Source organism: Pseudomonas sp. R3-18-08 (assembly GCF_003852065.1).
GTDB lineage: Bacteria > Pseudomonadota > Gammaproteobacteria > Pseudomonadales > Pseudomonadaceae > Aquipseudomonas.
The window spans coordinates 4,293,735-4,315,303 of sequence record NZ_CP027729.1 but is presented as its reverse complement, the minus strand read 5'-3'; the positions used below and the strand labels follow the sequence as shown (position 1 = coordinate 4,315,303).

24 protein-coding genes are annotated in these 21,569 nt (G+C 60.1%); 19 read left to right on the top strand and 5 right to left on the bottom strand.

Features of this window, described 5'->3' with window-relative positions; all coding sequences use genetic code 11:
* Positions 1 to 42: 42 nt before the first annotated feature.
* From C4J92_RS19725 to C4J92_RS19715, 3 genes are read right to left on the bottom strand one after another with little or no spacing between them, the layout of a single operon-like run.
* The gene (locus C4J92_RS19725; RefSeq protein ID WP_124371564.1) at positions 43 to 420 is read right to left on the bottom strand and encodes a Rho termination factor N-terminal domain-containing protein; all 378 of its coding nucleotides are present in this window, start codon (positions 418 to 420) and stop codon (positions 43 to 45) included.
* A 48-nt stretch (positions 421 to 468) separates the two neighbouring features.
* Complete coding sequence (locus tag C4J92_RS19720; protein ID WP_124405010.1) at positions 469 to 735, bottom strand: hypothetical protein; 267 nt, start codon at positions 733 to 735, stop codon at positions 469 to 471.
* 51 nt (positions 736 to 786) lie between these two features.
* Positions 787 to 1,137 (bottom strand): hypothetical protein, encoded by a 351-nt coding sequence (locus tag C4J92_RS19715; protein ID WP_124405009.1) that lies wholly within the window; start codon positions 1,135 to 1,137, stop codon positions 787 to 789.
* A 191-nt stretch (positions 1,138 to 1,328) separates the two neighbouring features.
* On the opposite strand from C4J92_RS19715, the gene C4J92_RS19710 reads away from it, so the two are divergent.
* From C4J92_RS19710 to C4J92_RS19685, 6 genes are all read left to right on the top strand, one after another.
* A complete protein-coding gene (locus C4J92_RS19710) occupies positions 1,329 to 1,808 on the top strand; it encodes a GNAT family N-acetyltransferase (RefSeq protein WP_124405008.1) in 480 nt (159 codons plus the stop codon).
* Between the two features lie 150 nt (positions 1,809 to 1,958).
* The gene (locus C4J92_RS19705; RefSeq protein WP_124405007.1) at positions 1,959 to 2,780 is read left to right on the top strand and encodes an SDR family oxidoreductase; all 822 of its coding nucleotides are present in this window, start codon (positions 1,959 to 1,961) and stop codon (positions 2,778 to 2,780) included.
* 32 nt (positions 2,781 to 2,812) lie between these two features.
* Positions 2,813 to 3,793: a substrate-binding domain-containing protein gene (locus C4J92_RS19700; RefSeq protein ID WP_124405006.1), complete on the top strand. Its 981-nt coding sequence runs from the start codon at positions 2,813 to 2,815 to the stop codon at positions 3,791 to 3,793.
* Complete coding sequence (araG, locus tag C4J92_RS19695; RefSeq protein WP_124405005.1) at positions 3,790 to 5,289, top strand: L-arabinose ABC transporter ATP-binding protein AraG; 1,500 nt, start codon at positions 3,790 to 3,792, stop codon at positions 5,287 to 5,289. The genes C4J92_RS19700 and araG overlap by 4 nt, the downstream gene beginning before the upstream one ends.
* 19 nt (positions 5,290 to 5,308) lie before the next feature.
* Complete coding sequence (gene araH, locus C4J92_RS19690) at positions 5,309 to 6,274, top strand: L-arabinose ABC transporter permease AraH (protein ID WP_124405004.1); 966 nt, start codon at positions 5,309 to 5,311, stop codon at positions 6,272 to 6,274.
* Between the two features lie 182 nt (positions 6,275 to 6,456).
* Entirely contained in the window at positions 6,457 to 7,260 is an 804-nt protein-coding gene (locus C4J92_RS19685; RefSeq protein WP_124405003.1) for an IclR family transcriptional regulator, read from the top strand.
* Here C4J92_RS19685 and C4J92_RS19680 read toward each other — a convergent pair whose 3' ends face one another.
* Positions 7,261 to 8,313: an NAD(P)-dependent alcohol dehydrogenase gene (locus tag C4J92_RS19680; protein ID WP_124405002.1), complete on the bottom strand. Its 1,053-nt coding sequence runs from the start codon at positions 8,311 to 8,313 to the stop codon at positions 7,261 to 7,263.
* A gap of 182 nt (positions 8,314 to 8,495) precedes the next feature.
* Between C4J92_RS19680 and C4J92_RS19675 the strand changes: the two genes are divergently transcribed.
* Positions 8,496 to 9,389 carry an AraC family transcriptional regulator gene (locus C4J92_RS19675; protein ID WP_124405001.1) on the top strand — a complete coding sequence of 298 codons (894 nt, stop codon included), beginning with the start codon at positions 8,496 to 8,498 and terminating at the stop codon, positions 9,387 to 9,389.
* 171 nt (positions 9,390 to 9,560) lie between these two features.
* On the opposite strand, the gene C4J92_RS19670 is transcribed toward C4J92_RS19675, so the two are convergent.
* The gene (locus C4J92_RS19670; RefSeq protein WP_124405000.1) at positions 9,561 to 11,225 is read right to left on the bottom strand and encodes an electron transfer flavoprotein-ubiquinone oxidoreductase; all 1,665 of its coding nucleotides are present in this window, start codon (positions 11,223 to 11,225) and stop codon (positions 9,561 to 9,563) included.
* 506 nt (positions 11,226 to 11,731) lie between these two features.
* Between C4J92_RS19670 and C4J92_RS19665 the strand changes: the two genes are divergently transcribed.
* The 12 genes from C4J92_RS19665 to C4J92_RS19610 all read left to right on the top strand — a co-directional run bounded on the left by C4J92_RS19665 (position 11,732) and on the right by C4J92_RS19610 (position 21,568).
* Positions 11,732 to 12,481, top strand: coding sequence for an electron transfer flavoprotein subunit beta/FixA family protein (locus C4J92_RS19665; RefSeq protein ID WP_124368003.1), 750 nt, complete (start codon positions 11,732 to 11,734; stop codon positions 12,479 to 12,481).
* A 2-nt stretch (positions 12,482 to 12,483) separates the two neighbouring features.
* Positions 12,484 to 13,413, top strand: coding sequence for an electron transfer flavoprotein subunit alpha/FixB family protein (locus tag C4J92_RS19660; protein WP_124404999.1), 930 nt, complete (start codon positions 12,484 to 12,486; stop codon positions 13,411 to 13,413).
* A 72-nt stretch (positions 13,414 to 13,485) separates the two neighbouring features.
* Complete coding sequence (locus tag C4J92_RS19655) at positions 13,486 to 14,298, top strand: ABC transporter substrate-binding protein (protein WP_124404998.1); 813 nt, start codon at positions 13,486 to 13,488, stop codon at positions 14,296 to 14,298.
* Positions 14,299 to 14,307: 9 nt separating this feature from the next.
* Positions 14,308 to 14,670: a DUF4398 domain-containing protein gene (locus C4J92_RS19650; protein ID WP_124404997.1), complete on the top strand. Its 363-nt coding sequence runs from the start codon at positions 14,308 to 14,310 to the stop codon at positions 14,668 to 14,670.
* Complete coding sequence (locus tag C4J92_RS19645; RefSeq protein WP_124404996.1) at positions 14,667 to 15,479, top strand: OmpA family protein; 813 nt, start codon at positions 14,667 to 14,669, stop codon at positions 15,477 to 15,479. Before C4J92_RS19650 ends, C4J92_RS19645 begins: the two co-directional genes overlap by 4 nt.
* 269 nt (positions 15,480 to 15,748) lie before the next feature.
* Positions 15,749 to 17,188, top strand: coding sequence for a PLP-dependent aminotransferase family protein (locus C4J92_RS19640; RefSeq protein WP_124363981.1), 1,440 nt, complete (start codon positions 15,749 to 15,751; stop codon positions 17,186 to 17,188).
* A gap of 93 nt (positions 17,189 to 17,281) precedes the next feature.
* Positions 17,282 to 17,758, top strand: coding sequence for a translation initiation factor 2 (locus C4J92_RS19635; RefSeq protein WP_124404995.1), 477 nt, complete (start codon positions 17,282 to 17,284; stop codon positions 17,756 to 17,758).
* Positions 17,759 to 17,918: 160 nt separating this feature from the next.
* Positions 17,919 to 18,173, top strand: coding sequence for a YkgJ family cysteine cluster protein (locus tag C4J92_RS19630; protein ID WP_124404994.1), 255 nt, complete (start codon positions 17,919 to 17,921; stop codon positions 18,171 to 18,173).
* Positions 18,174 to 18,214: 41 nt separating this feature from the next.
* The gene (locus tag C4J92_RS19625; RefSeq protein ID WP_124404993.1) at positions 18,215 to 18,820 is read left to right on the top strand and encodes an START domain-containing protein; all 606 of its coding nucleotides are present in this window, start codon (positions 18,215 to 18,217) and stop codon (positions 18,818 to 18,820) included.
* A gap of 79 nt (positions 18,821 to 18,899) precedes the next feature.
* A complete protein-coding gene (locus C4J92_RS19620) occupies positions 18,900 to 19,160 on the top strand; it encodes a hypothetical protein (protein ID WP_124363977.1) in 261 nt (86 codons plus the stop codon).
* A gap of 213 nt (positions 19,161 to 19,373) precedes the next feature.
* Positions 19,374 to 19,715 carry a ribonuclease E inhibitor RraB gene (locus C4J92_RS19615; RefSeq protein WP_124404992.1) on the top strand — a complete coding sequence of 114 codons (342 nt, stop codon included), beginning with the start codon at positions 19,374 to 19,376 and terminating at the stop codon, positions 19,713 to 19,715.
* Between the two features lie 443 nt (positions 19,716 to 20,158).
* Positions 20,159 to 21,568, top strand: coding sequence for a circularly permuted type 2 ATP-grasp protein (locus C4J92_RS19610; protein WP_124404991.1), 1,410 nt, complete (start codon positions 20,159 to 20,161; stop codon positions 21,566 to 21,568).
* The last annotated feature ends 1 nt before the right edge of the window (position 21,569 follow it).

Here is a 21,569-nt window from a genome sequence, read left to right as displayed (position 1 = left end):
CCGCTATCGGGGGCAAGCCCCCTCCCACATTTGAATCTGCGTTCAACCGGCTTTTTTCAGCGCTTCGATCAACTCATCCTTACGCATGGTCGAACGCCCGGGAATATCCTTGGCCCGCGCTTCTTTCATCAGGCTTTCCTTGGTTTGCGTGCCCAGCGACGCGCGACTGCTGCGAGGCTGTCCCTCGCGACTGGCTGCTGCGCGCTTTGCCGAATCCTGGCGGTCCTGGGCCTTCTTAGCCGGTGCCTTGCGCTTGCCGGATCCAGCCTTTTCGCCGCCGCCAGACTGCTTGTTGACGGTGGCCCAGGCACGGGCTTCGGCTTCTTCCTTGGACAGTCCCTTGTGCTCATAACTGTCTTCAATATGAGCGGCCTTGCGTTTCTGTTCGGTGGTGTATTTGGCTTTGCTTCCACGAGGCATCGCTAAAACTCCTTCTGGCCCCAAGCGCGGGGCCAGACCAGAAATGAATCACTGAACGGATGGTTCTTCGAGCTTGCGCGCTTCTTCTACACCCGACGCGGTCAACTTGATCGGCAGGTTCAACGAATATTCACCGGCGTCGTCGGTGGTCACATGCCCATCCCTGATCAGCCCGCGGTCCTGCAAGTGCGCCAAGACACTGGCGACTTCTTTTTCGCCGCGGTAGTTGTCCAGCACCTCCTTGCCCAAGCCTTGCGGGTGGGCGTGCAGCAGGCGGGTGAGGACTTCTTTTTCAAGGGTTGTATCGACGTTCATGTGTACCTCTTCACTGGGAAATGATCGGGTGTTGATCGTGCCAGGGATGCATCAAGGCGCTGGTTGCTTCGGTGCGCCCGGCAGATTCGAGTCGTCGCCTTTATTGATCTTCGGCTCGTTGACCGAAGGGCCCATCTTGCCGTTACCGACGGCGGCAGGTGCCTGACGCTGCGTATCGTGACCCTGGGTGCGAGGGTCGGCGCCGTTGGTGTTGTCGATGATCGCGCCGCCATTGGTGTCCAGGCCAGTGCCCATGGAATCCTGGGATTCCTGGGTGGCAGGGCTTGGTGGGGAGCCGACCGGGTCCGTGGTGCCGGTGGACGAAGTCGCGGCAAAAGCGCTCAGCGACGCGGCAGACAGCAGGCCGGTGAGAGCGAGGGCAGCCAATTTGGAATTTTTCATGAGGGTGTCTCCATATGATTGATGTCCTTACCCTGTATTGGTCAGCCCCAAATTGCGGTTCGTGCCTTGATGGCGACGAACGGTCTTGCGTGACCTGTAAGATTTTGTGTGCCCACCACAAGGAAAATGCGCTGCAATCGGTCATCAAAGCGTCTTAGTATGTGGGCTTTGAACTTGCCCAAGGCGCACCCATGACCATCGAGATTCGCCCCGCCGTACCCAGCGATGCTGCGCAGATTCTGACCTTCATCACGGAACTGGCCGAGTATGAAAAAGCCCGGCACGAAGTGATCGCCAGCGTGGTGGATATAGAGCGCAGCCTGTTCAGCGAGGGCGCCACCGCCCACGGCCTGATCTGTTTGCGCGACGGCTTGCCGATTGGCTTTGCGGTGTTCTTTTTCAGTTATTCCACTTGGCTAGGCAGCAACTGTCTGTACCTGGAAGACCTTTATATCAACCCGGAACAACGTGGCGGCGGGGCGGGCAAGAAGTTGCTGCGCCACCTCGCCAAGATCGCCTGCGACAACGGCTGTGGCCGCTTCGAATGGAGCGTGCTGGACTGGAACGAGCCGGCGATTGCCTTCTATAAATCCATCGGCGCGCAGCCCCAGGAAGAGTGGGTGCGCTATCGCATGGAAGGCGATGTGCTGAGGGATTTCGCCCAGGGCTGACAGGCGCCCCGGAGCCGGCCATTCATGGCCGGCTTTTTAATGTGTTTACTCACATTGTGGGACGTAAATTTATATATTGAGATATTTTAAGGTCTGGGTTTATAGTCGCCTGCATCAGCACTCACTGCCAAAAATAAAACAGGTGAAGCGATGCAGGCACAACCGTTGTCCTTACCCGCCGTGCCCGAGCCGACTTACGGCGAGCGCCTCAAGCACAAGGTGGTGATCATCACCGGCGCCGCACAAGGCATTGGCGAGGCAATCGTCGCCTGCTTCCAGGCGCAGCAGGCGCGGCTGGTGATCGCGGATATCCAGGCGGACAAAGTCGAAAAAGTCGCGGCCCATTGGCGCGAGCGTGGCGCCGAGATTGTCGCGCAGGCCGTCGATATCACCTCAAAAGAGCAATGGCAGACGCTGGTCAATGTGGCCATCGAGCGCTTCGGCCGCGTGGACGTGCTGGTCAACTGCGCCGGGGTCAATGTGTTTCGCGACCCGCTGGAAATGACCGACGAGGACTGGCGCCGCTGCTTCGCCATTGACCTTGACGGTGCCTGGTACGGTTGCCGCGCGGTGCTGCCGCACATGATCGAGCAGGGCATCGGCAACATCATCAACATTGCTTCCACCCATTCCAGCCACATCATTCCCGGCTGCTTTCCTTACCCTGTCGCCAAGCACGGCCTGCTCGGCCTTACCCGCGCCCTGGGCATCGAATACGCGCCCAAGGGTATTCGCGTGAATGCCATTGCACCGGGCTATATCGAAACCCAGCTCAACGTCGACTACTGGAACGGGTTCCCTGACCCCTCTGCGGAGCGTCAGCGTGCGTTCGACCTGCACCCGCCCAAGCGCATCGGCCAGCCCATCGAGGTGGCGATGACCGCGCTGTTCCTGGCGACCGACGAGGCGCCCTTTATCAATGCCACCTGCCTGATGATCGATGGCGGGCGGTCGGTGATGTACCACGACTAAAGCGTTTTCCAATAACAACAATGAGGTGGTCCATGTTCAAGAAAACACTCGGCGCTGTGGCGCTTGCGATGGCGTTCAGTGGGTTCGTATCCGCTGAAGAAGTGAAGATCGGCTTTCTGGTCAAGCAGGCCGAAGAGCCTTGGTTCCAGACCGAATGGGCCTTCGCCGAAAAAGCCGGCAAGGAGCACGGTTTTACCGTGATCAAGATCGCCGTGCCCGACGGTGAGAAAACCCTCTCGGCCATCGATAGCCTGGCGGCCAACGGCGCCAAGGGCTTTGTGATCTGCCCGCCGGACGTGTCCCTGGGCCCGGCGATTGTCGCCAAGGCCAAGGTCAACGGCTTGAAAGTAATGGCCGTGGACGACCGCTTCGTCGATGCCAAGGGCAACTTCATGGAGGACGTGCCGTACCTGGGCATGGCCGCCTTCGAAGTGGGCCAGAAGCAGGGCGCCGCGATGGCCGCCGAAGCGAAAAAACGCGGTTGGGACTGGAAGGACACCTATGCGGTGATCAACACCTATAACGAACTCGACACCGGCAAGAAACGCACCGACGGCTCGATCAAATCCCTGGAAGAAGCCGGCATTCCGAAGGACCATATTCTGACTGCCGCGCTGAAAACCCTCGACGTCCCAGGCAGCATGGACGCCACCAACTCGGCGCTGGTCAAACTGCCCAGCGGCGCGAAAAACCTGATCATCGGCGGCATGAACGACAACACCGTGCTCGGCGGCGTACGTGCTACCGAAAGCGCCGGTTTCGCGGCGGCTAATGTGATCGGCATCGGTATCAATGGCACCGACGCCATCGGCGAATTGAAGAAAGCCGACAGCGGCTTCTTCGGCTCGATGCTGCCCAGCCCGCATATCGAGGGCTACAACACCGCGTTGGCGATGTACGAGTGGGTCACCACCGGCAAGGAGCCGGCTAAATACACCGCCATGGACGAAGTGACCTTGATCACCCGCGCCAACTTCCAGGAAGAACTGACCAAAATCGGCCTGTGGAAATGAGCGGCGCGGCCTTGCGTTTCAACGGCATCGGCAAGGAGTTTCCCGGTGTGAAAGCCCTGGCGCAGATCAGCTTTGAAGCGCGGCCGAACTCGGTGCATGCGCTGATGGGCGAAAACGGCGCGGGCAAGTCGACGCTGCTGAAGATCCTCGGCGGCGCCTACATCCCCAGCAGTGGCACGCTGCAGATCGGCGAGCAGACCATGGCGTTCAAGAGCGCCGCCGACAGCATTGCCAGCGGCGTCGCGGTGATCCACCAGGAACTGCACCTGGTGCCGGAAATGACCGTTGCGGAGAACCTGTTCCTCGGACATTTGCCGTCGCGCTTTGGTGTGGTCAACGGTGGTTTGCTGCGCCAGCAGGCGCTGGCGTGCCTCAAGGGCCTGGCCGATGAAATCGACCCCCAGGAGAAGCTGGGTCGCCTGTCCCTGGGCCAGCGCCAACTGGTGGAAATCGCCAAGGCACTGTCCCGTGGCGCCCATGTGATCGCCTTCGACGAGCCGACCAGTAGTTTGTCTGCCCGCGAAATCGATCGGTTGATGGCGATCATCACGCGCTTGCGCGATGAGGGCAAAGTGGTGCTCTACGTATCGCACCGCATGGAAGAAGTGTTCCGCATCTGCGACGCGGTGACGGTATTCAAGGATGGCCGCTTTGTGCGCACCTTCGACGACATGGGCACACTGACCCACGATCAGTTGGTGACCTGCATGGTCGGCCGCGATATCCAGGACATCTACGATTACCGGCCACGGCAGCAGGGCGACGTGGCGCTCAAGGTCGACGGCCTGCTCGGGCCGGGCTTGCGTGAACCGGTGAGTTTCCAGGTGCACAAGGGCGAGATTCTCGGCCTGTTTGGCTTGGTCGGCGCAGGGCGTACCGAGCTGCTGCGCCTGCTCAGCGGCCTTGAACGCAAGACGGCGGGGCAGCTGGAACTCTGCGGAGAAAACCTGCACCTGCGCTCCCCGCGCGATGCCATCGCCGGTGGTGTGCTGTTGTGCCCTGAGGATCGCAAGAAGGAGGGCATCATTCCACTGGCCAGCGTCGCGGAAAATATCAACATCAGTGCGCGTGGCGCCCACGCGGCATTTGGCTGGCTGTTGCGCGATCACTGGGAAAAGGGCAACGCCGACACGCAGATCAAGGCGCTCAGGGTGAAAACGCCGAACGCCGAACAGAAAATCATGTACCTGTCCGGCGGCAACCAACAAAAGGCCATTCTCGGCCGCTGGTTGTCGATGCCGATGAAAGTGCTGCTGCTGGACGAGCCCACTCGCGGTATCGACATCGGCGCCAAATCGGAGATCTATCAGATCATTCACAACCTCGCGGCGCAGGGCATTGCGGTGATCGTGGTGTCCAGCGACCTGATGGAAGTCATGGGCATTTCCGACCGCATCCTGGTGATGAGCGAAGGCACGCTCACCGGCGAGCTACCCCGCGAACAGGCGGATGAAGCACGGCTGTTGCAACTGGCACTCCCGCGTACGCGGGCTTGAAGAATTCGAGGGTACGGGTATGTCTCAGGTAAAAACTGCAAAGGGCTTCTGGCCGGGTTTCAACCAGCGCAAATTCCTGGATGATTGGGTGATGCTGTTGGCGGCGCTGGGCATTTTCGTGCTCAGCGCGCTGTTTATCGACAACTTCCTGTCGCCGCTGAACATGCGCGGGCTGGGTCTGGCGATTTCGACCGTGGGCATCGCCGCGTGCACCATGCTGTTCTGCCTGGCGTCGGGGCACTTCGACTTGTCGGTGGGCTCGGTGATCGCCTGCGCCGGCGTGGTGGCGGGGATCGTGATTCGAGATACCGACAGCGTAGTGCTCGGCGTGTCAGCGGCTTTGGCCATGGGCCTGCTGGTGGGGCTGATCAACGGCATCGTCATCGCCAAGCTGCGCATCAATGCGCTGATCGCCACCCTGGCGACCATGCAGATTGTGCGCGGCCTGGCCTACATCTTCTCCAACGGCAAGGCGGTGGGGGTGATGGACGAGCGCTTTTTTGTGTTCGGCAACGGCCAACTGATGGGCGTGCCGGTGCCGATCATCATTACCGTGTTGTGCTTTGTGTTCTTTGGCTGGCTGCTCAATTACACCACCTATGGGCGCAACACCATGGCGATTGGCGGCAACCAGGAAGCGGCGCTGCTGGCTGGGGTTAACGTTGACCGTACCAAGATCATCATCTTTGCCGTGCACGGTCTGATCGGCGCGCTGGCCGGGGTGATCCTGGCCTCGCGCATGACCTCGGGCCAGCCGATGATCGGCCAAGGCTTTGAGCTGACGGTGATATCCGCGTGCGTGCTGGGCGGGGTGTCGCTGAGCGGCGGTATCGGCATGATCCGCCATGTGATTGCCGGGGTGTTGATTCTGGCGATCATCGAGAATGCGATGAACCTGAAAAACATCGACACGTTTTACCAGTATGTGATTCGGGGTTCGATCCTGCTGCTGGCGGTGATCATCGACCGCATGAAGCAACGCTGATCAAAAGTCGAATGAGGACTAAATGTGGGAGGGGGCTTGCTCCCGATGGCGGTGTGCCATTCAGCACATTTGCTTCTGAAGCACCGCCATCGGGAGCAAGCCCCCTCCCACATTTTGATCCCCACTGTATTGAAGATCGGTATTTGCCATAATGTCCCCGCTTTCATACCTATAGGCCCGATATGCTGGAAAACCCCCACACCCCCGTCAAAGACACCGCCCCCACCGGCACCCAGACCCTGCTGCGCGGACTGGGCGTGGTGCAAGCGGTGGCGGCGGGCGCGCGGGATCTCAAGGAGATCGCCCGGCGCATCGGCACCACCCGCAGCACCACGCACCGCCTGGCCAGTTGCCTGGTGGAGGAGCGTTACCTGCGCGTGGTGCCGCAAGTCGGTTACCTGCTGGGGCCGAAGCTGATCGAGTTGGGCTTCCAGGCGCGCGAAGAACTGCCCTTGGTCAACCTGGCGGTGCCTTACCTCGACGAGTTGTCAGCCCTCACCGGCGACACCATCCACCTGGCGATTCGCGAATACGACGAGGTGCTCTACCTGCACAAGAACCCCGGCCGTAACGGACCGGAAATGCGCTCGCGGGTGGGCCATCGCATGCCACTGGCACGCACCGGCATCGGCAAGGCGTTGATGTTGGATGACGGCGTGGAAGAGTGGCAGCGCCTGTACCACGTCAGCTTGCCGGTGGGGGGCAAGAACCTGCAGTGGCCGCAGCACCCCGAGCAATCCTGGGCGCAGTTCGAGCAGCGCATGCATGAATACGTGGTGGGCGGTTATGCGTTCGATCTGGAAGACAACGAACCGTCGATCCGTTGCGTCGCGGCACCGGTGCGCGATGCCAGCCGGCGAATCGTCGCCGGCATCAGCATCGCCAGTACCGTGCCCTACATGCCGCTGGAGAAAATGGCCGAGCTGATCCCTGTGATCAAGCAGGTCGCAGCTCGGCTCTCGGCGGAACTGGGCGCGAAGGCCTGATCAGGCCTTCAGGGTCGCCATGTCGATGACGAAGCGATACTTCACATCACCGGCGATCATCCGCGTGTAAGCCCCGTTGATCTGGCGGATGTCGAGCATCTCGATGTCGCAGGTGATCCCATGCTCGGCGCAGAAATCCAGGACTTCCTGGGTTTCGGCAATGCCGCCGATCAGCGAGCCGGCCAGCACTTTGCGGCCCAATACCAGTTTGGCGGCATTGACGGGCGGGTCTACCGGCTCGATCAAGCCGACCAAAATATGCACGCCGTCAAAGCGCAGTACATCGAGGTAGGGGTTCAGGTCGTGCTGCACCGGGATGGTGTCGAGCAGGAAGTCGAAATGCCCGGCGGCGGCTTTCATCTGCTCGGCATCGGTGGACACGATCACATGGTCGGCACCCTGGCGACGGCCTTCTTCGGCTTTGCTCGCCGAGCGTGTGAACAGTGTCACTTCGGCGCCCATGGCCTTGGCGAACTTGATGCCCATATGGCCCAGGCCGCCCATGCCGAGGATCCCGACCTTATCGCCGGCTTTGACGCCGTAGTGTTTGAGCGGCGAGTACGTGGTGATGCCCGCGCAGAGAATCGGCGCGGCGCTGGCCAGGTCGAGCTTGGCCGGGATCTTCACCACGAAGTGCTCGCTGACCACGATGCTGTCGGAGTAACCGCCCATGGTGTTGCTGCCGTCCACGCGGTCCGGGGTGGCGTAGGTCATGGTCGGGCCTTCGAGGCAGTATTGCTCGAGGTCCGATTGGCAGGCTTCGCAGTGGCGGCATGAGTCGACCATGCAACCCACGCCGACCAGATCACCGACCTTGTGCGCGGTAACACTGGCGCCGACGGCGGTGACTTTGCCGACGATCTCGTGGCCGGGCATCAATGGGTAAACGGCAATGCCCCATTCGTTGCGCGCCTGGTGGATATCGGAGTGGCACACGCCGCAGTAGAGAATCTCGATAGCCACGTCATCGGCACGCGGGCTGCGGCGCTCGAACGACATGGGGGCGAGGGGAGTAGTGGCCGACTGGGCGGCGTAACCGATGGCGGTGTACATGGAGAAACCTCGCAAAAAGCAATGAACAGTGAGGCGGGCCATTCTCCCTGCCGACCGAATCAGCGGCCATGGCGATTGCTCCGAGTCTCATGCCTATTCGTCCGGGAGTGCCCAGTGTTTGGATGCATCCGCAGCCAGACCTGCGATGATGTTCTCATCCCTTTTTCGCGAAGTTTTTTGCCATGCTGCTGACCCGCCACGTCGACGCCAACGCCACGTTGGTTTCCTTGATTGAGGGGCTCGCGTCCCGCGACGGTTTTTCCCCAACCCATCTGCCTGGCGTGCAAGTGCTGCGCGCCAGTTGCGATGTGGCGCGCGGGCCGCAGATTTACGAGCCGAGCCTGATGTTCGTGGCCCAAGGCAGCAAGGTCGCCTACCTGGGCCCGCGTACCCTGGAATATGGCGCCGGGCATTATCTGATCCAGGCGATGCCCGTGCCGTTCGAATGCGAGACCTTCGCCATGGCGCCCGGTGCGCCGCTGTTGGGCGTCACAGTGGGTATCGATCGGGTGGTGTTGGGTGAGTTGGTGATGGCCATGGGCATGCAGTCTGGGCCACCGCCGGCTGCGCAGACGCTGGAGTCGATGAGTTCGGTGGTACTCGATGACGCCATGCGCGGGTGCGTCGAACGGCTGTTGCAGTGCCTGCACGATCCGCTGGAAAGCCGGATCATGGGCCCGGCGCGGGTGCGCGAATTATTGTTCACGGCGTTGCGTGGGCCCCAGGCCGATGTGTTGCGTGCACTGGTGGAACAGCAGGGGCAGTTTTCGCGGATTGCCACGTCCTTGAACCACCTGCATGCCCATTACGCCGAGCCGTTGAACATCGAGACGTTGGCCGGTTATGCGCACATGAGCGCATCGACCTTTCACGAACATTTCAAGCGCTGCACGCTGTTGTCGCCGGTGCAGTATCTCAAGCGCCTGCGGCTGCTGAAGGCGCAGCAGTTGTTGCTGGTCGAGGGCATGGGTGTGGCGCAGGCGGCGCACAGCGTGGGTTATCAGAGCACGTCGCAGTTCAGTCGCGAGTACAAGCGCTACTTCCTGCGCAACCCCGGCGAAGAGCGGGCTGCCTAGATCTCGCTGACTTCATGGGATCAAAATGTGGGAGGGGGCTTGCTCCCGATAGCGGTGCATCAGTCAGCCAAATTGTGACTGACCCACCGCCATCGGGAGCAAGCCCCCTCCCACATTTTTAATTGATGCTGGCCATAAAAAAGGCTCCCACTTGGGGAACCTCGTTTTGGCTTACATATTCGGGTAAGTCGGCCCGCCCGCACCTTCCGGTGTCACCCAGGTGATGTTCTGCGAAGGGTCCTTGATGTCACAGGTCTTGCAGTGCACGCAGTTCTGGGCGTTGATCTGGAAGCGTTTCTCGCCGTCTTCTTTAGTCACCACCTCATACACGCCGGCCGGGCAGTAGCGCTGCGCCGGTTCATCGTAGAGCGGCAGGTTGGTGCCGATCGGGATGCTCGGGTCCTTGAGTTTCAGGTGGCACGGCTGTTCTTCTTCGTGGTTGGTACCGGAGATGAACACCGAGCTCAGCTTGTCGAAGCTCAGCTTGCCGTCGGGTTTGGGGTAGTCGATCTTCTGGCTGTCTTTGGCCAGCTTGAGGCAGGCGTAGTCCGGCTTGGTATCGTGCAGCGTGAAAGGGAGCTTGCCGCCAAAAATGTTCTGGTCGAGCCAGTTGAACCCGCCGCCGACGATGGCGCCGAACTTGTGCACGGCCGCGCCGAAGTTGCGGCTGGCGAACAGTTCTTCGTACAGCCAGCTGGCTTTGAAGCTGTCGACATACGCGGTCAGTTCATCACCGCCCTCGGATTCGGCAAACAGGCGGTCGGCCACGGCGTCGGCGGCGAGCATGCCGGACTTCATCGCGGTGTGGCTGCCTTTGATCTTGGCGAAGTTCAGGGTGCCGAGGTCGCAGCCGATCAGCGCGCCGCCTTTGAAGATCATCTTCGGCAGCGAATTCAGGCCGCCTTTGGCGATAGCGCGGGCGCCGTAGCTGACGCGCTTGCCGCCTTCCAGGTATTGGGCCAGCACCGGATGATGCTTGAGGCGCTGGAATTCATCGAACGGCGACAGGAAGGTGTTGCTGTAGGACAGGTCGACGATCAGGCCGACCACCACCTGGTTGTTTTCCAGGTGATAAAGGAACGAGCCACCGGTGTTCTCGTTGCCCATGATATCCAGCGGCCAACCGGCGGTGTGCACCACCAGGCCTGGCTGATGTTTGGCCGGGTCGATGTCCCAGATTTCCTTGAGACCGATGCCGTAATGCTGGGCGTCGGCGTCGCTGTCCAGGTTGAAACGCTGGATCAGTTGCTTGCCGATATGCCCGCGGCAGCCTTCGGCGAACAGCGTGTACTTGCCGCGCAATTCCATGCCCGGCGTGTACAGGCCTTCCTTGGGCTTGCCTTCGCGGTCGACGCCGAGGTCGCCGGTAATGATGCCACGCACCACGCCGTTTTCATCGAACAGCGCTTCCTGGGCGGCGAAGCCCGGGTAGATTTCCACGCCCAGGTTCTCGGCCTGCTGGGCGAGCCAGCGGCACAGGTTGCCCAGGGAGATGATGTAGTTGCCTTCGTTGTGCATGGTCTTGGGCACAAAGAAGTCCGGAACCTTGGTGGAGGTCTCGCTGCTGCGCAGTACATAGATGTCGTCACGCACCACGGGGGTGTTGAGCGGCGCGCCGAGGGCTTTCCAGTCCGGGAACAGTTCGTTCAGCGCGCGCGGTTCGAAGACCGCGCCAGAGAGGATGTGTGCACCCACTTCGGAGCCTTTCTCGACCACGCAGACGCTGATTTCCTTACCGGCTTCGGCGGCCTTCTGCTTCAGTCGGCAGGCGGCGGACAGGCCAGCCGGGCCAGCGCCGACGATGACCACGTCGAATTCCATGTATTCGCGTTCCACAGGCTATCTCCTACTCAAGGCTCAACAGGCTTTTTTTCTAATGGGTGGAGGTTCGGTACGGCCCTGCAGAAACGGCAAGACCCACCTTTCTCTCTAGGTGGCGCATTATATCTACACCACTGTCAGCGTCCAATACAAACGTTTGTTTGAATTGCCCGCAGCCTAGGTAAATCAAAGCAACGCGGCTTATGACTGACCATTTTGCCGTATTGACCAGAATAGGCGTTCCGGTCAATATACGGTCGGTTTTGCGCTTACCGTAGGCAGACTGCAGGTTTCAAGAGCACGTCCAAAAGCAAGACAGGTGACGCGCGCCATATGCTGGCGCGCAGTTTACACACTGCGATAAAGAATGACTTCTCAGTCACCCCTGACGAACGGTCATCATTTTTCCCATCGCCGAGTCATCCGCTGACGTTTTTGGAGGTGCCCTTGTGTGCCGATGAGCATCAACCGCCAGGCTTGCCTAGGCGACTTTCTTTTCACCGGAGAGTAACGAGGAATCCATGAAGGTTCTTGTAGCTGTCAAACGCGTTGTCGATTACAACGTGAAAGTTCGCGTCAAGGCGGACAATTCCGGCGTCGACCTGGCTAACGTCAAGATGTCGATGAACCCATTCTGTGAAATCGCCGTGGAAGAAGCCGTACGCCTGAAAGAGAAAGGCGTGGCGACTGAGATCGTCGTGGTTTCCATCGGCCCGACCACTGCCCAGGAACAGTTGCGTACCGCCCTGGCACTGGGCGCCGACCGTGCCATCCTGGTCGAGTCCGCTGAAGAGCTGACCTCCCTGGCCGTGGCCAAGTTGCTCAAGGCCGTTGTCGACAAGGAACAGCCTCAGTTGGTGATCCTTGGCAAACAAGCGATCGACAGCGACAACAACCAGACCGGCCAGATGCTGGCTGCACTGACCGGTTACGGCCAGGGCACCTTCGCTTCCAAAGTGGAAGTGAGTGGCGACAAGGTTGCCGTGACCCGTGAAATCGACGGCGGCGCGCAGACAGTTTCCCTGAACCTGCCGGCCATCGTCACCACCGACTTGCGTTTGAACGAGCCGCGCTATGCGTCCTTGCCAAACATCATGAAAGCCAAGAAGAAGCCGCTTGAAGTGCTGACTCCAGACGCTTTGGGCGTTTCCACCGCCTCCACCAACAAGACCATCAAGGTTGAAGCACCGGCTGCACGCAGCGCGGGCATCAAGGTCAAGTCGGTGGCTGAACTGGTCGAGAAACTGAAAAACGAAGCGAAGGTAATCTGACTATGACTATCTTGGTAATCGCTGAACACGACAACAAGGTGCTGGCTCCGGCCACCCTGAACACCGTGGCCGCAGCCGTTAAAATCGGTGGCGACATCCACGTATTGGTAGCAGGCCAAGGCGCAGGTCCAGTCGCCGAGGCGGCCGCGAAAATCGCTGGCGTGAGCAAAGTGCTCAACGCTGACAACGCTGCCTACGCACATCAGTTGCCGGAAAACGTTGCGCCGCTGGTTGCAGAGCTTGGCAAGGGCTACAGCCACATCCTGGCCGCCGCCACGTCCAACGGCAAAAACATCCTGCCACGCGTTGCCGCGCAGCTGGACGTTGACCAGATCTCCGAGATCATCTCGGTTGAGAGCGCCGACACCTTCAAGCGCCCGATCTACGCCGGTAACGCTATCGCTACCGTACAGTCCAACGCTGCGGTCAAAGTCATCACCGTACGTGCTACCGGTTTCGATCCGGTTGCCGCTGAAGGTGGTTCGGCATCGGTTGAAGCGGTTGCCGCAGCCCACGACGCTGGCACTTCCAGCTTTGTCGGCGAAGAGCTGGCCAAGTCGGATCGCCCAGAGCTGACGGCTGCCAAGATCGTCGTTTCCGGCGGTCGTGGCATGCAGAACGGTGACAACTTCAAGCACCTGTATGCCCTGGCCGACAAGCTTGGCGCAGCGGTCGGCGCCTCGCGCGCGGCCGTCGACGCAGGTTTCGTACCCAACGACATGCAGGTCGGCCAGACCGGCAAGATCGTGGCACCCCAGCTGTACATCGCTGTCGGTATCTCCGGCGCGATCCAGCATTTGGCCGGTATGAAAGACTCCAAGGTGATCGTTGCGATCAACAAGGACGAAGAAGCACCGATCTTCCAGGTGGCTGATTACGGCCTGGTGGCGGACTTGTTCGAAGCCATCCCCGAGTTGGAGAAGCTGGTCTAATCCAGTCGCTTCACTTATAAAGAGCCCGGTCTTGTGACCGGGTTTTTTTTTGACGTGTGGGAGCACCTCGCCATGCAATTGCGTCCTTTGATCCTGCTGGGCCTTGTGCTGCTGCCGACGTTGTCGCTGGCGGCGGGCAAATGCGAGCGCCTGGTGATCACCGGCAGCCCGGATGCACCGCCCTTGCTGTGGCGCGACCCGCAGGACCCGACCCACCTGATCGGCGCCACCGCCGATGTGTTGCAACAGGTGGCCACGGACCTCGGCCTGAAAATCGACCTGCTTTACGGCGGCAAGCGCTCCCTGGCCCTGGATGAAGTGCGCAGCGGCCGCATGGATATGCTCGCCGATGCGCCGTTGAACCTTGGCGAGTTGCAAACCCTCGACTACATACACCCGGCCTTGATGCAGATCGATTACCTGGTCTGGACGCGCAAGGACTCGTCTTTGGTCTATAGCACCGCTGCCGACTTGCAGGGCCACAAAGGGGCCGTATCGGAGCGCGCACGCTTGAGTGCCGGGTTCGAAACCCTTGCCAGCCAGCAATTGATCCTGCAGCGTCTGCCTGGCCTGACGCCGGCGTTCCAGAAACTGTTGCTGGGGGAGGTGGACTACGTGCTCGCCAGCCGCTACTCCGGCATGGCCATGGCCCAGACTCTGGGCATGAGCGATGACCTGGTGGCGCGCGACATACCGATCGATCAGCCCGGCCTGTACCTGGCGATTTCCCACAATTCCGCCTGCAATGATCCGTGGCTGCGCGGACAGCTGGCCAAAAAGATGACAGAATTGCCCGCGTCCGGTGTGGCGGAAACCGCGTTGCAGCGCAATCTCGAGCGCTGGAAGGCGCAATTGCAACAAGCCGTCGGCACCCCAACAAAGTAGGGATTTTCAGTGACTCTTCGACCTCTTTTCGCGGCCCTCGCCGTTGTCGTCCTGGCGGGATGCGCCACCGATCCTGCGCCGACCGAACAAATGCGCCTGACCCAGCAAGCCCTGGAGCAAGCCAGCGCGGTCGGCGCCAATGCCGATGAATCGACCGAGCTGAAACAAGCCGAAGACAAATTTGCCAGAGCCAAGGCCGACATGGCCGACCAGTCCTACAAACACGCGCGCATGCGGGCCGAACAGGCTGAGCTGGATGCGCGCCTGGCCGAGGCCAAGGTGCTGACCGGCAAGAGCCAGGAGCAATTGAACGTGGTCAACACCCGCATCGCCCGCCTGCGCAAGCAGTTGCAGCTGGGAGAAGCCCAATGAGCCCGACGATGCGTGGTTTGAGCACTGTACTGCTGCTGAGCAGCGTAGCGTTGGGCGGTTGCGCCAGCCAGCCCACTGGCGAGCAGGCATTGCAACAGGCAAGCAGTGACTTTCAGCGGGTCAAGGAAGACGCCAATGTATTGCGTTTCGCGCCCAAGGATGTGATCCGCGCCGGTGAGTCCCTGGCGCGTGCCGATCGCCTGTCCAGCTACTGGGGCAGCGGCGCCGACGTGGTGCATTACGCTTACCTGAGCCAACGCTACAGTGCCATTGCCCATGAGCACACCGAGCAGGGACTTAACGCCGAGCGCCTGGCCAAACTCGAGTTGGAGCGCCAACGCCTGCAACTGGCCTTGCGTGAGAGCAAGCTGGCCAGCGTGCAACAGCAGGGCAAGTGGGTCGAACAGCAAATCGCCAGCCTGACCACCCAGACCGACCGTGGCCTGGTGATGACCCTGGGCGACGTACTGTTCGATACCGGCGAAGCCGAGTTGCAGAACTCGGCCAACCGCACGGTGTTGAAGATCGTGCAGTTCCTGCAACTGAACCCCAGGCGCACGGTGCGCATCGAGGGCTACACCGACAACACCGGGGGCGAGCACGACAACCTGAACCTGTCCCATGACCGCGCTCAATCGGTGGCAGATGTGCTGATTGACCTGGGTATCGACGAAAAACGCATTCAGGTCGAAGGGTATGGTGACAAATACCCCGTGGAGGCCAATGCGTCCGAACGTGGCCGCGCGCAGAACCGTCGCGTGGAAATTGTGTTCTCCGACGAAAAAGGCCAACTCGGCGCCGCTCGCTGAAGTCTGGCGCAACTCAAAATGTGGGAGGGGGCTTGCTCCCGATGGCAGAGTGTCAGTCACTGAAGTGTTGACTGAACCACCGCCATCGGGAGCAAGCCCCCTCCCACATTTTTCTGTATACACCTGAAAATTCTATTCACGACTCCTACAGTTTTTTCTGTCACTCCTTCCCGCGCTCGACTATTGTGGCAACTGTCCCCGTACACTTCTAAACTGTGCCGGTATGTTTCACACAAAAATAAAATACCCGTGAAATCGAGTGCTGCGTCATGACCAATCTGTTGCTCTACCAACGTATCGCCCAGCAACTGGCTGAGGATATTCGGCGTGGTGTTTATCAGCCGGGGGAGCGTGTGCCTTCGGTGCGCAAGATGAGCTCCCAGCTCAACGTGAGCCATGCCACCGTGCTGCAGGCCTACGCCAACCTGGAAGACCAGGGGCTGATCCGGGCGCGGCCGCAGTCGGGCTATTACGTGCACCAGACGCCGGCACTCACGGCGCCAACGCCGGACATCGCGCGGGTTGAACGCCCAGGGTTGGTCACCCGCAGCAGCATCATCCAGCAAGTGCTGGTCGAGTCGCGCCGTGAAGGCGTATTCCCGTTGGGCGCGGCGGTGCCGAGCGTGGATTACCTGCCGGTACGGGCGTTGCACCAGCAATTGGCCAAGGTCACGCGCTTCCAGAGCCCGCGTGCATTCAGTTACATGTTCAGCCCCGGTTTCGAACCGCTGCGCCGCCAGGTGGCAATTCGCATGCGCGATGCCGGCGTGGTGGTGGACCCGTCCGAAGTGGTGATTACCCACGGCTGCGTGGATGCGTTGCAAATGTCGCTGCGCGTACTGACGCGCCCCGGCGACCTGATTGCCGCTGAGTCTCCGACCTACTACGGCTTGCTGCAGCTGGCCGACCTGCTCGGCCTCAAGGTCATCGAGATTCCCAGCGACCCGGCCACCGGCATGAGCCTGGAGGCCCTGCAACTGGCCGCCAACCAGTGGTCGATCAAGGCGCTGGTATTGACCACGCGCCTGAGCAACCCCTTGGGCGGCACGATGCCTGAAGAGCGGCAGAAACAGTTGCTGCGCCTGGCTTCGGATTTCGATATTCAAATTGTCGAGGATGATATCTACGGCGAGTTAATGTTCGAGCTGGGCCGCACCAAGGCCCTGAAAGCCTATGACCGTCTTGACCGGGTCATCTACTGCTCGAGTTTTTCCAAGACCTTATCCCCCGGCGTGCGCATCGGCTGGATGATCGCCGGTAAGTACCAGCAGGAAATCCAGCGTTTGCAGATGTTCAGCACCCACTCCGCGTGCAGCGTCACACAGATGGGCGTTGCGGCGTACCTGGAGAACGGTGGTTACGACCGGCACCTGCGTTACATTCGCCAGGAATACCGCAAAAACCTCAGCGCTTTCCAGCTGGCGGTGCAGCAATATTTCCCCGAAGGCACCCAGATGACCCGTCCGACCGGCGGCTTCATTTTGTGGGTCAGTTTGCCCGGACGGGTCAATACCCAGGAACTGCATGTGCGTGCCCTGCAACAGGGCATCAGTATCGCGCCGGGGCTGATCTTCAGTAATACGGAACAGTTCAACCACTGTATCCGTCTCAATTGCGGCACCCCGTGGAATCGAGAGGCAGAGCGTGCGCTGATGACCCTGGGGATGCTTGCCAGCCAGTTATGCCAGGAGACGGCAGCGGGCCTTTGAAGGGCATAATGGGGGACAACATTGATCTCCGTGCTTGTCATGCCACGCACAACAAGCGAGCATATGGCCTTCTGCCGTTAATGCTGTGGCGATATGACCTCTATTTTTCGCGCTGTCTGGATGGTTGGCTTGATAAGTCTATGCAACGTCGGCACTGCGCTGGCGGCCGCGCCTGTGACAGACGCCAAGCCTGCTGCAAGCGCCGAACAGAAGGCCGCTGCGAAAAAGCCGGCAGCGCAGGCGAAGAAAAAAACCGCCAAAGTAAAGAAGCGCGCACCGATTGCGAGCAAGTCCAAGTCTGCCCACGAAGTCGCCCAGACCAAGCTGCCACCGGCACAGTTGGACCTGTCCCTTCCCTCGGACATGGTCAGGCTGTTGCAACCCATCGGCACCATGCCCAAACCTAAGAGCGTGCCGTTATTGCCGCCGATGTTCAGTGAAAAACCGTCCGACAACAGCGCGTTCCAGATCAACGGCCGCTTGCTCAGCAACGAGATGAAGCTGCAGTTGCGCAACGAAGAACGACGTGACGTGGAAGGTGCTGCGCTGGATTTTGAATTCAAGCAATAAACCCCCGAGCATCAGTGAGCCGCGCCACTGACCACCGGTCGTAGACTGGTCGGTCACCTATGTTTTGTACGAAAAGCCCCTGTTGGACCATTTTAAAACGGCTGTTTAAGGGCGTACTCTAGCCCGGCCATCCCATTGAGTCGTCGAGGACCTGTTGGTCATGAAATGCCGTGAAGGCTGTGGCGCTTGCTGCATCGCCCCCTCCATCAGTTCGCCCCTACCGGGAATGCCCCACGGCAAGCCTGCGGGCGAACGCTGCCTGCACTTGTCGGTCGAACAGCTATGCCAACTGTTCGGCCAAGCGGAGCGGCCAGCGGTGTGCAGTGATTTCAAGGCAGATATCGAGGTCTGCGGCAACGACCAGGCCGACGCGATCCGCCTGATCGGTTGGTGGGAGCAGATGACGGCGGCTTGATGGGCTTTACTATCGGAACTTCAACAACAAGGAATACAACGATGGGTTCGCTGAAACGAATGGCTGTGGTATGCGGTTTTACGATGATGTTCGCTGGCGCTGCCCAGGCTGAGGATTGGCAAGACGCCAAGAATGAGGACGGCATCAAGGTGTCCCTGAGCGAAGTGGCCGGCTCCAAGTACAAGGCGTATCGCGGTGTGGCTCTGATCAAAGCGCCCGTGGCGAAGATCCAGGCCCTGCAGGAAGATGTCGCCGGCGCTTGCGCGTGGATCCATGAGTGCAAATCCCAGAAGCTGGTCGACAAGAAAGGCGATGAGGCCTGGACCTACACCCAGTTCAAGGCACCGTTCCCTGTGACGGACCGTGACTCGTATATCCATGTCACCACCACCAAGGCCGCTGACGGTAGCGTTACCCGAACGTTGCAAGGGGTGCCGACGTACAAGCCGGAAGAAAAAGGCTATGTCCGGGTCGCCCAGGTGGAAGGTTTCTGGAAGCTGGTGCCCAAAGGCGCCAACGAGACTGAAGTGACCTACCAGGTGCACACCGAGCCAGGCGGCAGCGTGCCGTCGTGGTTGGCCAACAAGTTCGTGGTGGACGCACCGTTCAACACGCTCAAAGCGTTGAAAGAACACGCCGAGAAGTAAACGCGGCCGATCCGGTGCCTCCTGCCTTGAGTGGAACGTTTGGTGAAGCCTCAAGGTCCAGATAGATGTGAGCCCACACATGGGTTTTATCGAGGAGGCACCGATGCCGAAGTGGAACATTTCTTTCATCAATGACCGTGGCGAACCGGTAGTCGAGCAGTTTGACTGCGATCATGAGCCGACGCTGGAAGAAGCTGCACAGCTGGTGCGCGTGCGTGTGTCGCCGGTATTGGAAAAGTTGGACCTCAACGATCTTGCCGATCGTGTCCCTGATCCCACGGTCAAGAGCTTGCACGATCAAAATGGTATCAAAGACCTCAAGGTCGAACCCTGCGCCTGAATATTCCCTGTAAGCGATCCATGCACCTCTGGTAGAGGTGATAGCTTCGCGTTACTCTGCAATCGAGATCAGCGAATGAATCGCTAAGGTCTGGTCTTGTCAGCTACATGCTTGTTTTCCTGCGGTGTCGTTATCGCCGTGGTGCCCGCGCCAGCAGCGCGCGGGTTTCAGGAAGCACGGAAAGTCTATCCATCAGTCTGAGGAGGACGTTTCATGAGCACAGCCTATCAAGAAGACATCAGCACCAACGTTCTGCGCCGCATGAAAGAAGGCGGCTTTGACTTTTCACGTTTTCACCCCATCGAGTTCTACGCGATTTTCCCGGATGAAGAACGGGCGCGCAGGGCTGCGGGTCGATTTCGCGGAGAATCCCTGAACGCCCAGGTCAGCGCCCGCGACGACGGTGCCTGGTACCTGGAACTGAGCAAAATCATGTCTGCAACGTACGACGGCATAGGAGACTTCGAGCAGGACTTTGAGGCGGTGGTAGAGCCGTTGGGCGGAATTATCAAAGGCTGGGGCGTCAAGCAGGAGGTGCGTGGGTTACCCATGTAGCGTTTATGAGCAACACAGCGTATCGGCTGACCTTTGGGTCGGCCGTTTTTGTTTGGGCTCGGTAAAAATGTCTGGAATTTGCACTTTCCTGCACGCAAAAAAAAGCCACCCGAAAGGGTGGCTGAAGGGGAAGATCGAGGAGCCGATCACACGAGCCGGCACGTTACTGGTTGCGCAAAGGGTCTAGCTGTAGGACATGTCCTGTTCAACTGATGAGCGCGATTATCCGCAGAAGTGCGCGGGCAATGAAATCAACGCTGACTATGCTGTTGATAGTCCAACGCCGCATTGCGATGAGGCGTGTGGCAGGGCTGCTGTCATTTCGCGCACCAGGACGGTGCGAGGGGAATTCGGGGTTTATCCAATCCTTTGATTTGAAAGTGTTTATGCCGCTGGCACGGGCCTTGCGAAGGGTCTGTCGTCCGGGTGACAAGGAGTACGGCATGATCCGCACTTATTACGATGAAATGTACGATGGGGCAGGGCAGGTTCGTCCCCATTACCGCGAGTTCGCCCGTTGGCTGGCCGACACGCCTGCCGAACTGCTGGCCCAGCGTCGACGCGAGGCCGACTTGCTGTTCCACCGTGCCGGGATCACCTTCACGCTGTATGGCGACGAGCAAGGGACGGAGCGCTTGATCCCCTTCGACACCATCCCCCGCAGCATCCCGGCGAGCGAATGGCAAATGGTCGAGCGCGGCTGTATCCAGCGGGTCAAGGCGTTGAACATGTTCCTCGCCGACCTTTACCACGAACAACGCATCATCAAGGCCGGGATCATCCCCGCCGAACAGGTACTGGCCAACGAGCAATACCAGTTGGCAATGCAGGGCCTGGACCTGCACCGTGATCTGTATTCCCACGTTTCCGGGGTAGACCTCGTACGCGATGGCGACGGCACTTACTACGTGCTGGAGGACAACTTGCGTACGCCGAGCGGCGTCAGCTACATGCTTGAAGACCGCAAGATGATGATGCGCCTGTTTCCCGAGCTGTTCGCGGCCCAGCGTATCGCGCCGATTGACCATTACCCTAACCTGTTGCTCGACACCCTGAAGAGTTCCAGCCCCCTGGATAACCCCAGCGTGGTAGTGCTGACCCCTGGGCGTTTCAACAGTGCGTTCTTTGAACATGCCTTCCTCGCCCGGGAAATGGGCGTGGAGTTGGTGGAAGGCGCCGATTTGTTCGTGCGTGATGACCGCGTGTTCATGCGCACCACCGACGGCCCCAAAGCGGTGGACGTGATTTATCGCCGTCTCGACGACGCGTTTCTCGACCCGCTGGCTTTCAATCCGGCTTCGATGCTCGGCGTACCGGGCCTGCTTGCCGCCTACCGCTCGGGCAACGTCGTGCTGGCCAATGCCATTGGCACCGGGGTGGCGGATGACAAGTCTGTGTACCCATTCGTTACCGAGATGATCCGTTTTTACCTGGATGAAGAACCGATCCTGCAGAACGTTCCGACGTTTCAATGCCGTAAGCCCGATGAATTGTCCCACGTACTGGCCAACCTGCCCGAGTTGGTGGTCAAGGAAACCCAAGGCTCCGGCGGCTACGGCATGCTGGTGGGCCCGGCGTCCACGGCGGCGGAAATCGAAGCCTTCCGCGCACGCATCAAAGCCAAGCCCCACGCCTACATCGCCCAGCCAACCCTGTGTTTGTCCACCTGCCCGACGTTCGTCGAAAACGGCATTGCCCCGCGGCATATCGACCTGCGCCCGTTCGTGCTGTCGGGAAAGGAAACCCGCGTGGTCCCCGGAGGCCTGACCCGGGTGGCGCTGCGCGAAGGTTCGCTGGTGGTCAACTCGTCCCAGGGCGGCGGCACCAAAGACACCTGGGTGGTCGAGGATTGAC